Below are 14402 nucleotides of genomic sequence, written 5' to 3'. Positions count from 1 at the left end.
CCTTCATTGACCGGTTTCAAGACATAAGGCCGCGGCAACGGGTCTTTTTGATAAAGGCTTTCACGCTCTACTAAACAGCCTTGTGGCATCGGAATATTTTCAGGGGTCAGAATCTTTTTGGTCAATTCTTTATCAATGGCAATCGCCGAAGCCGTCAAACCCGAATGGGTATAACGGATAGCCATTAAATCCATCAGACCTTGAATACTGCCATCTTCACCGGGCGTGCCATGCAACGCATTAAAAACCACATCCGGCTTAGCATTACGAAGCTTGAACGCAATATCCCGATCCATATCGAGCAGCGTAACGCGATATCCGGCCTCTTCCAAAGCCTTGCCGACATGACGGCCTGACATAAGCGAAATTTCACGTTCGGATGACCATCCGCCCATCAAAACGACAACATGTTTTTTGTCGCTCATGCCTTATCCTCATCGCGTTTATGGCCGATGCGTTTAATTTCCCATTCAAGGGTAATACCGAATTTGGCTTTAACGCGCGCCCGCACTTCTTCGCCAAGATTTTCAATATCCGCCGCCGTAGCATCACCCAAATTCAACAGAAAATTCGCATGTTTGGTAGAAACTTCGGCATCACCGATTTTTAAACCGCGACAACCGGCTTCATCAATAAGTTCCCAAGCTTTATAGCCTTCAGGATTTTTAAAGGTCGAGCCTCCCGTCCGGCTGCGAACCGGCTGACTGGCTTCACGCTCGGCGATAATTTTATTCATTTGGGCTTCGATTTTGTCTTTATCGCCGGGTTGCCCTTGAAAAAGCGCTTCGGTCACAATCGCATCTTCTGGCAATTCAGAATAGCGATAAGCAAAATTCAGTTTTTCAACCGGCCAGATTTCAATATCACCATTTCGACGAACCAGCGTAACCTGAATTAAAATCTTGGAAATATCACCGCCATAGGCACCGGCATTCATGCGGATCATACCACCAATCGATCCTGGAATACCGCGCATAAATTCCAGATTGGTCAAAGATTCAGCGGCGGCCACTTTTGAAATCATCATGCCAAGGGTCGAGCCACCACAACGAAGGCGGTTACCCTCTTCTCTTTTTACCCATGAAAAACGGCGCGGCAAACGGATGATAACGCCAGAAACACCACCGTCGCGGATAATCACATTAGAGCCAATACCCAGCACCCTGACCGGCATAGACGGATCAATTTTCTTCAGAAAATCCGATAAATCTTCGGTATCATAGGGGCTGACCAGCCATTCCGCATTACCGCCGACCCGAAACCATGTCAGAGGTGCCAAAGGCGCATTGGCTTCTATCTCACCGCGAATAGACGGTAATTTACTTGAGATATTGGAAGATGAAGCAGTCGTCATAAGTGATTGACCTCTCTGATTGAGGTAATATCCGCCGCAAGACCTGCGGCCCATTTCGTAATATCGCCAGCGCCAAGGCAAATAATGATATCATCGGCCTTGATAATATCAGCAAGCGCAATCGCCAAAGAGCGAGGAGAATCAACAGCTTGGGCAGAACGATGGCCATGCTGTTTCAATCCTGAAACCAAGGCTTGAGAATCCACGCCCGCTATTGGCTGTTCACCAGCCGCATAGACCGGTGCGACAAACACCATATCAGCATCGTTAAAAGCGCTTTGGAATTCTGTCATTAAATCATGTAAACGCGAGAAACGATGCGGCTGAACCACAGCAATGACGCGTTGTTGCGCGCTTTCTCTAGCCGCTGATAAAACTGCCTTAATCTCAACCGGATGATGACCATAGTCATCAATAACCAGAACCGAGCCATCACCAATTTTAATCTCGCCAACCCGAGAGAAGCGACGTTTCACCCCTCCGAAACGCGCAAAACCGTCACGGATAGCAGCATCAGGAATAGAAAATTCTAAAGCCACCCCGATAGCTGATAACGCATTTTGGATATTATGCCGTCCAGGCATCGGTAAAAAGATATCTTCAATCCGACGGATATCCCCATCACGACCACGAATGACCGCTGTAAAGCTATTACCACCAGAGATAGGCGTTATATCAACCGCCCGAATATCGGCTTGAGCCGAAAAACCATAGGTAATTAGCCGTCTATCCCGAATACGAGGGAGGATAGATTGAACCACAGGATGATCAATACACAAGAAGGCAGCGCCATAGAAAGGTACATTGGATACAAATTCGACAAAAGCATCCTGCACTTTTTCAAAGGAACCGTAATGATCAAGATGTTCAGGATCAATATTAGTCACAATGGCCAAGGTGCCATCCAAGCGTAAAAAGCTGCCATCGCTTTCATCGGCTTCGACCACCATCCAATCGGAATCGCCTAAACGCGCATTGGAACCATAACTGTTAATGATGCCACCATTGATAACCGTCGGGTCAATGCCACCCGCATCCAACAAGGCCGCAACCATCGAAGTCGTGGTCGTTTTCCCATGGGTGCCAGCAACAGCAACGGTGGACTTCAACCGCATCAGTTCAGCCAGCATTTCCGCGCGACGCACAACCGGAATACGGTTTTCAAGGGCAGCTTCAACTTCGGGATTACCACGATGAATAGCACTGGAAACGACAACGACCGCCGCATCTTTGACATTTTCAGCATGATGCCCGATCAGAACCTTAATGCCCATCTGGCGCAAAGCATCGACAGTATAGCCTTCTGAAATATCAGAACCCTGAACCTGATAGCCGAGATTATGCATCACTTCGGCGATACCGGACATTCCGATACCCCCTATCCCGACAAAGTGAATTCGGCCGATATCCGTGCCGACACCCTTCATGCAACCGCTCCTTCTTGATTTTTTTCGAAAGTCGAATTTTCTTCTACAGAATTCTGTTGCGGCAAATCGCCTCCGACCTGCTCGACCAAATCAGCCAATTTTTCAACCGCATCGGGGTAACCCACTTGCTTGGCTCTGGCAGCGGCATTTTTTAAAGCAGAAGGTTCCAAAGCCATTTTTTGAATCTGTTTTGCCAGTTCAAAAGGATTAAAACGGCGCTGATCAATCAAACGCGCTCCACCGGCAGAAACAAGCTCGCGGGCATTGGCGTATTGATGGTTATCCATGGCCGCAGGATAAGGAATAAGAATAGCAGGCCGTCCAGCAACGCCTAATTCGGCAATGGTCGAAGCGCCTGCACGGGAAATAACCAAATGAGACCAACCAAGACGCTGCGGCAAATCCGCCATATAGGTCGAAATATCGGCAGGAATGCCCAATTTGGCATATTGGGCGCGGGTCTTTTCTAAATCTTCCGGTCGGCATTGCTGCGTCACTTGAAGTCGCCGCCGCAGATGAAGTGGCAATAACCCCAAACCTTCCGGCACGACTTCTGACAAAATGCTGGCACCTTGGCTACCACCGACAACCAATATCCGAAAAATGCTGTTGTCACTTAACGGCGGATAAGGCAGGTCACGCAAAAACAAGACTTCATCCCGCACCGGATTACCTGTGACTTCAGTCTTACGACGATACCGTTTTTTCAGTCGATCAACCTGATGATAAGCCGTGGCAATGGCATCCACTCTTCCAGCAAGAAAACGGTTCGTCCGTCCCATCACCGCATTTTGCTCGTGAATAACCGTTGGGATTTTCGCTTTAAACGCTGCCAGTAACGCCGGTAACGCCGGATAGCCGCCAAAACCGACAACCGCCGCCGGTGTAAAATTTTCGTAAAGCGTCAAGGCGCGTTCTCGCCCTGCCCAGATATTCCGCATCGCCTGAAACAGGCCTTTTACCCCGCCCGTTAAACGACCGGCAGGAAGCTGATGTATCTGGACATCTTTAAATAATTCGGGGAAACGCGTGCCTCTTTCATCGGTCACCAAAGCCACATGATGACCCCGCCGCATTAACTCAACAGCCAATGCGTGGGCTGGAATCATATGGCCACCAGTGCCACCAGCGGCGAGAATATATTGTCGGCTGCCATTCATTTTTGCTGCCACTTCGGAAGATAGGTTGATCGGGCAAGATAAGGATTGCGGCGGGTGAAAGCCAGCAACAATCCGAAACCGATAGACATAGCGACCAGAGATGACCCGCCATAACTAATAAAAGGCAAAGTCATTCCCTTTGAAGGCAGAAGCTGCACATTCACCGCCATGTTAATTAAAGCCTGCAACCCGAATTGGGTTGCAAGACCTGCCGAGGCCAATAACAGAAAGCCGTTATCTTCGCCAAGCAGGCGCCTAAAAACCCTTATAACAATAGTGCCATAGATAAGGGCAATGATAATACAGGCCAAAAGGCCAAATTCTTCACCGATAACGGAGAAAATATAGTCATTATGGGCTTCAGGTAAGCGAAATTTCTCAATCCCGCTACCAGGGCCCACGCCGACAAAGCCGCCATTGGTCAAAGTCGCCATAGCGCGGTCAACATGATAATGGTCGCCGGTGCCGTTCAAAAAGGCATCAATCCGCGTATGCGCAACAGAATAAAATTCATAGGCCGCGACAATTCCTAAAGCACCTGCAACACCAAGGCCGATCATCAAAAAAACCGGAATACCTGATAAAAGCAACAACACCAGCCAGACCCCTGTAAAAATAACTGTCTGGCCGAAATCAGGCTGTTTCATTAACAACACACCAATAATCGCCACAAAAAACATTGAGATCGGAATTACCGGTAAATTTTTATCTTTGAAGCGGAAAGAAAGCATCCAAGCCATCGTAACAACAAAAAAAGGCTTCAAAAATTCCGAAGGCTGGATTTTAAACATCCCGAAACCAAGCCATCGTCTGGCACCATTCACTTCCACACCTAAAAAAGGAACAAGGAGTAAAAGGAAAAAACACACGGCCGCCCCTAAAATGCAGGCGCGACGGGCAAGGTCTTTCGGTGCCATGGATACCCCGATCATGACGGGGATGCCGATAAGACACCAGAAAATCTGGCGGGTGAAATAATAAAAGGCGGGCTTTCCTTCTTGAGCCGAAATCGCAGGGGATGCTGCTGCAACAGCAATCACTCCGATTGCAATCAGAAGCGAAATCAGAAAAAGCTGAAAGCGATCAATTTCCCAAAACCATCGTCCCAAAGCCGAGCGGTCAGCTCGCCCCAGCCTTTGGTTTTTGATATCTTTCCGCATTTTTCTTTTCCGGCTTTCGATCACAGAAGCGCTATCAACTTTATCAGATCCGGAATGGTGCATAGCGCCCATTAATCAAGCGCCTCCACTATTTTTTTAAAGGCCTCACCCCTCGCCTCATAATCGCTAAACTGGTCAAAAGAGGCACAAGCTGGGGTCAACATAACGACTTCATCAGGCTGGGCTTCTTCCGCTGCCAAACGAACTGCCTTTTCAAGGGTGCCACATTCTACAACTTTCACCCCCGCTTCACGCAATAATTGCGCATAATCAGGCCCCGCCTGACCGATCGTATAGGCCTGACGGATATGATTATAAAAGGCTTTGCAAGGATCAAGGTCAGCTGTTTTTGGCACACCGCCCAATATCCAGTGAATAGCTGGAAAAGCCGCTAAAGCAGGTGCCGTTGCCATGGCATTGGTCGCTTTGGAATCATCAATAAACAAAACACCCCGCCGTTCACCGATTTTTTGCATCCGATGAGGTAATCCCCTGTAACTGACCAAGGCTTTTGAAATGATATCATCCGAGATTCCAAGAATATGGGCGACGGCAATCGCTAAAACGGCATTTTGAGCATTATGAGGGCCCTGCAAATTCGACCAATTTATTTGATCTTCTGCTGAAATATTATCAGCATGCACGGTTACCAAATGGGCAGCCGACTGCTTGGCGATGACCTGACTAGGGATATCATCCGTTGCAATAACCGCATAATGTGGCGATGATTGCAGTAAAAATAGCCGTTCTTTGGCTTTGCGATAGCCTTCAAAACCGCCATGACGATCGAGATGATCTGGCGTAATATTGGTCAAAACTGCAATATCGCAATCAAGGGTAAAGGTCAGATCAATCTGATAGCTGGATAATTCCAACACATAAACCCCACCATCGGGCAAAGGATCTGCCGCTAATAAAGGCAAACCAATATTACCGCCCATCAAGGTCGGGATACCCGCCTCTTCCAAAATATGATGGATAAGCGCTGTTGTCGTCGATTTACCATTTGTTCCGGTGATGCCGACCACTGGGCAACGCCGTCCATGTCTTTCCCAAAATCCATGGGCTTGGGCAAATAATTCGATATCGCCAATAATCGGAATACCGCGCTCTTTCGCCAGAGCCGCAATTGGATGACGATTGATCGGGATACCGGGAGATACGACAAAGGCAGATATACCAAAAATATCAGCAATCATCGGGTCGGCAATAACCAGCCGTCCTTTATCAATCGCTTCCTGATATTGCTGTTGCAGTCGATCACAGGTTTTGGGATTATTATCCCAAGCCATTACCTTGGCATCTGATGCCAAAAGAGCAGCCACAGTGGCCATGCCTGATCGGGCAAGACCTAAAACCGCATAAAATTGACCGGAAAAAACGGGGCTAGTAATCATCTTAACTTCAACGTTGCTAGACCAAGCAAAGCCAGAGCAAAACTGATAATCCAAAAACGGATCACCACGGTCGGCTCTGACCAACCCAGTTGTTCAAAATGATGGTGCAGCGGTGCCATACGGAATACGCGCCGTTTAAAACGCTTGTAAAAACCGACTTGAATAATCACCGACAGGGCTTCTGCGACGAAAAGACCACCAACAATCCCCAAAACGATTTCATGATGGGTCGCAACCGCAATCGTGCCAAGGCACCCTCCTAAAGCAAGGCTCCCCGTATCACCCATAAAGATGGCTGCAGGCGGTGCATTAAACCACAGAAAAGCAAAACCCGCCCCGATAATCGCTCCCGTCAAAATCGTTAACTCTCCGGCTCCGGGGACATGAGGAATACCGAGATAATGCGCAAAAACGGCATTACCAACGACATAACTGATAACGAAAAAGGCGAGACTGGCAATAATCACCGGCATCGTTGCCAGACCATCAAGACCATCTGTCAGATTGACAGAATTGGCGGTGCCAACAATGACAAAAGCCGCAAAGGGATAATAAAACCAACCAAGGTCAATCACAGGGCCATTATAAAAAGGCAGATAGAGCTGGGTATTGCCGTCTTTCAAAATCAGATAACAGGCAAAAAAGGCAATCCCGAATTCCCATAAAAGCCGGACTTTACCTGAAACACCCCGTGTCGAATTTTGGGTTACTTTGTCATAATCGTCGATAAATCCGATCACACCAAAGCCCAACATCACCGCGATACAAGCCCAAACATAGGGATTGGCAAAATCCATCCATAGAAAGAGCGAGATAGAGACCGCAATCAAAATCATTAGCCCGCCCATCGTCGGGGTGCCGGCCTTCGCCAGATGTGTTTTCGGGCCATCATCACGGATAGGTTGCCCTTTATGCTGGTGAATACGCATCCAGCCAATAAAACGCGGGCCAAAAATCAATCCGATTAACAAGGCGGTGATAGCCGCCGCCCCTGTTCTAAAAGTAATATAACGGATCAGATTAAATAATCGGGAAAAGCCTTCCGCCGAGGCAATCAGATAGAACATGCACAGCCCTTTTTCGAAAGAGACGAAACCACCGCGGATAATCCCAGACTATTCGACCCTTTAACCAACAAAATATCATCGGCTTTCAATATCCCAGACAAAAGCGCTTCTGCCTGATCGGCCTTTTCTATTCGATCACACAGGAGCTTACCGGCAAGACTTTCTTCCAAAGCGGCCATTTCCTGCCCGACCAATAAAACATGATCTACTTCTGCATGGGATAAAGGGTCTGCCAATGCTCGATGATAAGCGGCAGAATTTTGACCTAATTCCAGCATGTCGCCCAATAAGACGATACGTCTTTTGTCTTTTGGCTCATTTTCCAAAGCCTTGATTGTTGCCGCCATTGATGCTGGGTTGGCATTATAGCTTTCGTCAATAACAGTAGCGCATCCATCTCCAACAGGGATCTCAAAACGCTGTCCTCTACCTTGGAAACCGGTAATATCACCCAAGGCCAAACTGGCTAAGGTTAAATCACCACCAACAGCATCCACCACCGCTAAAACAGCCATCGCATTTGAAATCCAATGCTCGGCAGTCATCGCCAGAGAAAAGACAAGTTGGCGATTACGAATAGAGGCCGTTACAAGCACACGCCCATCTGCCTCGCGAACGATATTCTGGGCACGGATGGTTGCCCCTTCGCCAAAACCGAAACTACGAATTTCAGCCTTTTTCTCTTGGGCTTTAGCTGCCAACAAATCACGATAGGGGGAATCATGAGGGATAATAGCGATCCCCCCCGATGATAGACCTTTAAATATCTCGCTTTTAGCCTCGGCAATGGCGGTTTCATCTGCAAAAAAAGCAGCATGTGCCGGTGCAATCGCTGTTATCAAGGCAACATCAGGCCGAACCATCTCGGTCAGATCAGATAATTCTCCCGCATGATTCATACCCATTTCAAAAATACCGAAAAGACTTTTTTCCGGCATACGGGCAAGGCTCAAAGGGACACCGACATGGTTGTTATAACTTTTTAACGAATAATGGACTTTCTCCGGTGCCATTCTTTCTAAGGCAAGACGCAAAGATTCTTTGGTACTGGTTTTCCCGACTGATCCGGTGATGCCGATAATTTTACCATGGTTGCGTTTTCTGGATGCAACCGCCAAATCTTTCAAAGCCTGATAACTGTCATCAACAAGAATATGAGGATAAGGCACCGGCGACATAACCACCGCTCCCGCAGCCTCCCTTTTGAAAGCTGCCTCGACATAGTTATGTCCATCAGATTCCGTGCCTTTTAAAGCAAAGAACAAATCACCCTTTTGAATTTCGCGGGAATCAAAGGCAACATTCCGAACAGAAAAATCAGCCGAAGCCTTACCGTTTACAGCCTGCGCAATAGCTTCGGATTGCCATAAAGCCTTCATAATACAGCCTCTTTGGCGACAGTCACATCATCAAAAGGTAGAACCCGCATAGTCTCTCCACGGCCGATAATCTGGCCTTGCTCATGCCCTTTTCCCGCGATCAAGACAATGTCGCCCTTTTCGGCTCGCTTGATAGCAGAAAAAATAGCATCTTTCCGTCCACCGATTTCTTCTGCCAAAGGCGCTCCTACCAGAACTTCTTTTCGGATAGTCGCAGCATCCTCACCACGAGGATTATCGTCGGTTACAATAACGTGATCGGCAAGACTTGCGGCAATCTTACCCATTTCCGGCCTTTTGCCTTTGTCTCGATCGCCGCCTGCCCCAAAAACAACCCAAAGACGTCCTTCAGTATGAGGCCTCAAAGCTTCAATCGCAGCTCTCAAACCATCAGGCGTATGGGCATAATCGACATAAACTTCCGCACCATTTTGGCTTTGGATTGCTCTTTCCAATCGGCCTCTAACAGGTTTTAGTAAAGAGAGAGCCGCCATCGTCTGCTTGATGCCACCGCCCGTGGCCAGAACCAGTCCGGCTGCTACCAAAGCATTGGATAGCTGATACCCACCGATCAAAGACAGGCGTATTTTATAGTTTTCACCCTGAATCAAGAGGGTAATCGTTTGTCCCTGACTATCAGTCTCTCGATTAACGAGGCGGATGGCCTCAGCTTTTTCTCCAATATCTATTAATTTTAAACCGCGTTTTTGGACATGGGCAATAACCGTCTCAGCTGCCGGATCATCAGCCCAGACGACAGCTATACCATCAGGGGCAATACGCTCATCAAATAGACGCAGTTTGGCCGAAAGATAGCGTTCCATTGTCCCGTGATAATCCAGATGATCGCGAGAAAAGCTGGTAAAAGCGCCTGCAATCACTTTCGCCCCATCACTTCGATATTGGTCAAGACCGTGGCTGGAGGCTTCAAAAATCACATGAGAAATATCCGCACGCGCTAAATCGGAACAACAGGAAAGAAAGGTCACGACATCCGGCGTTGTCATTCCCAGCGAATAGTTATTTTCCGCAGTAATAACGCCCAAAGTCCCGATTGATGCCGCTTTATGACCCGCTATCGTCCAAAGCTGACGGCATAATTCCGCTACCGATGTTTTGCCATTTGTGCCCGTTACCGCAGCCATAACAGGCGGGAAAGGCGCATAAAAACGGGCAGCGATTTCAGCAAAAGCCAATCGAGGATTTTCGGCTACCAAATGAACCGCACCCTCAACTTTGACTTCGGGGCGTGCAACAATGGCGACGGCACCGGCGGTTATTGCCTTTTCTATAAAATCTTCGCCATTCACTTTGGCTCCAGAAAAAGCACCAAAAACAAAACCCTTCTCAACCTTGCGGCTATCCACCGCAAAACCAAGAACAGAATAGTCTTTTTCTCTTGGGCTAAGTCCGTAACCGGAGGCCAAAAATCCCAGTTTTTTTTCTGTGCCGCTCATTATTGTTTCGCCGGTGGTTTCCATAACAAAGCCCGTAAATCGGTAAGATCCAGATCACGTTTCGGATCAGGAATAACGCCCAGCAACGGGCCTATATGCTGAACAATATCCCCGACCATTGGTGCCGTTACCATACCGGCTGTGGCATAACCTCCCGTTTCAGCCGTCCCTTGCGGGTTATCCAGCATAGCAACAATAGCGTAACGCGGTGTATCCATAGGGAAAACGGCGGCAAAAGTCGAAATACGCGCACCGTGATTATAGCGACCTTTTTCAGCTTTGTCCGCCGTTCCGGTCTTGCCACCGACCCGAAAACCTTCAACATTGGCCTTGCGTCCGGTGCCATCTGTTACAATCAAGCGCAATAATCGCCGCATAGTCGCACTAGTCTGACCAGAAATAATCTGGCGGCTGCCATCGGGACGATAATCAGGACTACGCTTCAACAAGGTGGCCGGTCGCCAAATACCGCCATTCACAATGGCGGCATAAGCACTGGTTAGATGTAAAGGCGTAACTGCAATACCATGACCATATCCGGTCGTCATAACTGTTGTTCTTGCCCAAAAAGCAGGCCAAATCGGACGACCTTTGGCGGCTAGTTCAATAGCTGGACGATGATCGAAATTAAGATTTCGGAACATCGCCTGCATTCTTTCGGGACCCAATTCATCAGCAATACGGGCAGTCACAATATTGGAAGAATGAACAAGCGTTTCAGGCACATCCAGCCATCTTTTCTGGGCATGTTCATCATGGATATGGAAACGACCCACTGCCAAAGGCTCGGTTGCATCATACCTTTTTGCCAAAGAGGTTACGACACCATCTTGAATAGCGGTTGCCATGGTCAAAGGCTTAAAAGTCGATCCCAATTCATACACAGAAAGCGTCGCTTTGTTGTCAAAAGCAGTCGGATCAGAACTACTCCGATCATTCGGGTTAAAATTGGGCAAGGATGCCATCGCTAAAACTTCGCCAGTATCGACATCCAAAACAATAGCACTGGCACCCACCGCGCTATATTTTTGCATGGCTGCAGCTAATGATTTTTCAACGGCGGCCTGAACCCGAATATCAATAGAAAGCGCCAAAGGCTCCGACTGTCTTTTGGGGTCAGTCAATTCCTTGTCAAAACTGTATTCCATGCCGGATTGGCCATGGCCATCTTCACCAATCCAGCCGATAACATGGGCGCATAGGTTACCTTCTGGATATAATCGCGAAGGCTCATGCAAGAAATCAATGGCTGGTTCACCCAGCATATTCAAAGCGCGCACTAATTCCGGCGAGGCATGGCGACGCAAAAAAACAAAGCTACGATTGGAATGTAAAATCTTCCGATATTCATCGGCCGTCCGCTCAGGAAGCAAAGCAGCTAGATTAGCGGCCAGAATATCGGGGTCGCTGATGTGATTAGCCTGTAACGTGCGCGGATGTATCCCGATAGACCAAACATCAATCGTGCGTGCCAATGTCCGACCATTACGATCAACAATATCGGCACGCGCCTGCAACGGTGCAACGGGTGGATGGCGGCGCTCTTCTACCCCCCAACCGGTAATAAAGATAAGCCATATAAGCTTAGCAATAACCGCAGCAATGCCGCAGCAAAAAAGAATAAGCAAGACCATAAGCCGGATATGGCTTGTGGTCAGAATATCAGCGACAGATGATAAGGCTTTCTTTTTTTGAGACTTAATGCGGGTGCTCACCGGACAGCTTGTATCTTGCTATAATGGTTATTCGGAAGAGATAAGGCTGCCAGTTTGGTCATTCCCTTATTGTCATTCTTGATAGTATTCTGTGCTGGAGCAGGCGGCGCCAATGTCGTTTCTGATGCACCAGAAGAATGATTATATTGAACTTTTTTCACTGGTTCTGACTTATAGGATGAAGGCGCAGCAAATTGTTGATTTCCGCGTCCTGAAGGCACCACATAATTCGCCTGCCTGAAACCAGCCTGACTGTCACGGCTTGGCGACATATTGGCATTGCCACTATCGGCCTGATTATCTTGCGCTGCCAATTGGGCATCATCAGAAACAAATTGGTTTATTTTCGGTGAAACCAGCGCAAAAGCCTCGGCATTCCAGCGGTCAATTTGTCCTGAGCGGGCAAGGGTATCCTTTTCGGTCTGAAGATGGCGAATAGTCTGCTGTAGATTCAAGATTTCCCGCTCGGTATGCAATAGCGCCCGTCTTTCCAGAGAAACCCGCTGCGTAATCATATAACAGATCAGGGCTGCGATACAGCACAACCCGACCAAGCAAATAGAGCGAAAATGCTTTGTGATTATCATGCCGGTTGTCTCCGAAAACGCGGGATATGGGTATCAGGTCGAGAAATATCTTCTGAAAACGGCGTTTCTGTCCGATAGACAGCCCGAAGAGTAGCCGAACGCGCTCTTGGATTACGGGCAAGTTCAGCCTCTCCAGCTCTCACAGGGCGAGCGGGTTTTGAGAAAAAAACAGGATTTTGTTGCGGGATCAAAGGCTGGTGACGAGATACCTGCCCCGTCTGCCCCGAATGTTCCCTCATGAAATGCTTTACAATGCGGTCTTCAAGGCTGTGAAAAGTAACAACCGCCAAACACCCTTTGGTTTTTAAAAAACGCTCGGCTGTTTGTAATCCGTCTTTTAATTCGTCTAATTCGCGATTCAGATGAATCCGAATGGCTTGAAAACAATGGGCAGCCGGATCTTTTTTATCAAAAGGACGATAGCCCAAAGATTGGCGAATAACCTTAGCCAACTGAAAAGTCGTCGTTAAAGGACGCGCGGCGACAATGGCTCGTGCCACACGGCGGGACTGACGCTCTTCACCATACAGATAAAGGACATCGGCAATGTCTTTTTCCTGTGCATTATTCAGGAATTCTTCGGCAGACAGCCCCTCTTGAGCCATCCGCATATCTAACGGGCCATCAGCCTGAATCGAAAAACCACGTTCAGGGCGATCAATCTGCATGGAAGAAACGCCAATATCGAAAACCATTCCGTCAACGGCCTCGATACCCAAAGCATCAAGATGGTGACCGATATTAGAAAAACAGTCATTCACTAACCGTAGCCGACCTTTATATTTATCGACCAAGGCTGCCCCTTCGCGAATAGCATCAGGATCGCGATCAAAGGCGATTACTTGATTATCAGCCTTTTCTAATATGGCGCGACTATATCCCCCTGCACCAAAAGTGCCATCAATATAAATGCCGCCTTCAACGGGCGATAAAGCCTCTATGACTTCATCAAGAAGGACTGGAATATGGGGGGCTGAAAAAGAGTCAGATGTCATAAGGAACCTTCCATCCGACCCAACTTGCAAAAATTTATAAAAATAAATGTCATCAATTGAGAAGAAATCAGTCGAGAAAAGAAAAAAAAGACAAAATTGAAAAATTTATTCAATTTTTGGCCGATAAATTGGAATGTATTGAATGAGAATAATAAGGCGGATTCATTATCCCTTTGTTTAAAAATAGAATGATAAATTTTACCCGACAGAACTAACTTTTGGATTAAAATAGACCCAAATGATATATTGCTACATAATTTTTCATTATTATTACAAATTGCAAAGTTATATTTTAAATGGCTTGGATAAAATTCAGGTGCAGGTAATTTTATTCTGTTGGAAACAGAATTTCTTTTGTTCTTTCTGTAATAGAAAGCCAAATGCGACAACGCCTTACCCTATCTGATCAGTATCATTATTTAAATGAAAGGAATTATTAACTATTATTCTTGGGGTATCATAGCCGTATAAAACCGACAAGTGGGATTAAAACCACTTTCTTAAAAAAAGAGATATTTTTTGAGCTTCATTAAATAAGTTATTGAAAATAAACATTTTTATATTTTTAGATTAAAAGCTATAACAATAGCCTCCCAAACAACTGACTTCCATAACACTGATCGTCTAATAGGGGGTGAATTGTAAAAACAGCCAATCTTTTGGTTTAAAAAATCATTCAAAATACAAGATATTTTAAATTTATT

Annotated in this window: 11 protein-coding genes and 1 pseudogene; all 12 read right to left on the bottom strand. The window is 47.1% G+C overall.

The window, feature by feature from the left end; genetic code table 11:
* Nucleotides 1-425, bottom strand: a pseudogene (locus LDL18_RS06635) (D-alanine--D-alanine ligase); the annotation flags it as partial.
* Nucleotides 422-1354 (bottom strand): UDP-N-acetylmuramate dehydrogenase, encoded by a 933-nt coding sequence (gene murB / locus LDL18_RS06630; protein ID WP_296508005.1) that lies wholly within the window; start codon nt 1352-1354, stop codon nt 422-424. The gene murB and the pseudogene LDL18_RS06635, both read right to left, overlap by 4 nt.
* The gene (murC, locus tag LDL18_RS06625) at nt 1351-2781 is read right to left on the bottom strand and encodes a UDP-N-acetylmuramate--L-alanine ligase (protein ID WP_296508003.1); all 1431 of its coding nucleotides are present in this window, start codon (nt 2779-2781) and stop codon (nt 1351-1353) included. The genes murB and murC overlap by 4 nt, the downstream gene beginning before the upstream one ends.
* Nucleotides 2778-3941 carry an undecaprenyldiphospho-muramoylpentapeptide beta-N-acetylglucosaminyltransferase gene (murG, locus tag LDL18_RS06620; protein WP_296508001.1) on the bottom strand — a complete coding sequence of 388 codons (1164 nt, stop codon included), beginning with the start codon at nt 3939-3941 and terminating at the stop codon, nt 2778-2780. Before murG ends, murC begins: the two co-directional genes overlap by 4 nt.
* Entirely contained in the window at nt 3938-5173 is a 1236-nt protein-coding gene (gene ftsW / locus LDL18_RS06615) for a putative lipid II flippase FtsW (RefSeq protein WP_296508000.1), read from the bottom strand. Before ftsW ends, murG begins: the two co-directional genes overlap by 4 nt.
* Nucleotides 5173-6498: a UDP-N-acetylmuramoyl-L-alanine--D-glutamate ligase gene (gene murD, locus LDL18_RS06610; protein WP_296507999.1), complete on the bottom strand. Its 1326-nt coding sequence runs from the start codon at nt 6496-6498 to the stop codon at nt 5173-5175. The genes ftsW and murD overlap by 1 nt, the downstream gene beginning before the upstream one ends.
* Nucleotides 6495-7565 carry a phospho-N-acetylmuramoyl-pentapeptide-transferase gene (mraY, locus tag LDL18_RS06605; RefSeq protein ID WP_011240698.1) on the bottom strand — a complete coding sequence of 357 codons (1071 nt, stop codon included), beginning with the start codon at nt 7563-7565 and terminating at the stop codon, nt 6495-6497. The genes murD and mraY overlap by 4 nt, the downstream gene beginning before the upstream one ends.
* Nucleotides 7553-8944 (bottom strand): UDP-N-acetylmuramoyl-tripeptide--D-alanyl-D-alanine ligase, encoded by a 1392-nt coding sequence (gene murF, locus LDL18_RS06600; protein WP_296507996.1) that lies wholly within the window; start codon nt 8942-8944, stop codon nt 7553-7555. Before murF ends, mraY begins: the two co-directional genes overlap by 13 nt.
* Nucleotides 8941-10401, bottom strand: a complete 1461-nt coding sequence (locus LDL18_RS06595; protein WP_296507994.1) for a UDP-N-acetylmuramoyl-L-alanyl-D-glutamate--2,6-diaminopimelate ligase — start codon at nt 10399-10401, stop codon at nt 8941-8943. The genes murF and LDL18_RS06595 overlap by 4 nt, the downstream gene beginning before the upstream one ends.
* The gene (locus LDL18_RS06590; RefSeq protein WP_296507992.1) at nt 10401-12116 is read right to left on the bottom strand and encodes a penicillin-binding protein 2; all 1716 of its coding nucleotides are present in this window, start codon (nt 12114-12116) and stop codon (nt 10401-10403) included. The genes LDL18_RS06595 and LDL18_RS06590 overlap by 1 nt, the downstream gene beginning before the upstream one ends.
* Nucleotides 12113-12703 (bottom strand): hypothetical protein, encoded by a 591-nt coding sequence (locus LDL18_RS06585; RefSeq protein WP_296507990.1) that lies wholly within the window; start codon nt 12701-12703, stop codon nt 12113-12115. The genes LDL18_RS06590 and LDL18_RS06585 overlap by 4 nt, the downstream gene beginning before the upstream one ends.
* Nucleotides 12700-13698 carry a 16S rRNA (cytosine(1402)-N(4))-methyltransferase RsmH gene (rsmH, locus tag LDL18_RS06580; protein WP_296507987.1) on the bottom strand — a complete coding sequence of 333 codons (999 nt, stop codon included), beginning with the start codon at nt 13696-13698 and terminating at the stop codon, nt 12700-12702. Before rsmH ends, LDL18_RS06585 begins: the two co-directional genes overlap by 4 nt.
* Nucleotides 13699-14402 lie beyond the last annotated feature (704 nt).

This window comes from Zymomonas sp., assembly GCF_020216885.1.
In the GTDB taxonomy this organism is placed as follows: Bacteria; Pseudomonadota; Alphaproteobacteria; order Sphingomonadales; family Sphingomonadaceae; genus Zymomonas.
This window is presented reverse-complemented; position numbering and strand designations above follow the sequence as displayed.

Coding starts and splice junctions, on each gene's coding strand:
- LDL18_RS06585 (WP_296507990.1), bottom strand. CDS start 12,703: ATGATAATCACAAAGCATTTTCGCTCTATTTGCTTGGTCGGGTTGTGC.
- murB (WP_296508005.1), bottom strand. CDS start 1,354: ATGACGACTGCTTCATCTTCCAATATCTCAAGTAAATTACCGTCTATT.
- murD (WP_296507999.1), bottom strand. CDS start 6,498: ATGATTACTAGCCCCGTTTTTTCCGGTCAATTTTATGCGGTTTTAGGT.
- mraY (WP_011240698.1), bottom strand. CDS start 7,565: ATGTTCTATCTGATTGCCTCGGCGGAAGGCTTTTCCCGATTATTTAAT.
- ftsW (WP_296508000.1), bottom strand. CDS start 5,173: ATGGGCGCTATGCACCATTCCGGATCTGATAAAGTTGATAGCGCTTCT.
- murF (WP_296507996.1), bottom strand. CDS start 8,944: ATGAAGGCTTTATGGCAATCCGAAGCTATTGCGCAGGCTGTAAACGGT.
- murG (WP_296508001.1), bottom strand. CDS start 3,941: ATGAATGGCAGCCGACAATATATTCTCGCCGCTGGTGGCACTGGTGGC.
- murC (WP_296508003.1), bottom strand. CDS start 2,781: ATGAAGGGTGTCGGCACGGATATCGGCCGAATTCACTTTGTCGGGATA.
- LDL18_RS06595 (WP_296507994.1), bottom strand. CDS start 10,401: ATGAGCGGCACAGAAAAAAAACTGGGATTTTTGGCCTCCGGTTACGGA.
- rsmH (WP_296507987.1), bottom strand. CDS start 13,698: ATGACATCTGACTCTTTTTCAGCCCCCCATATTCCAGTCCTTCTTGAT.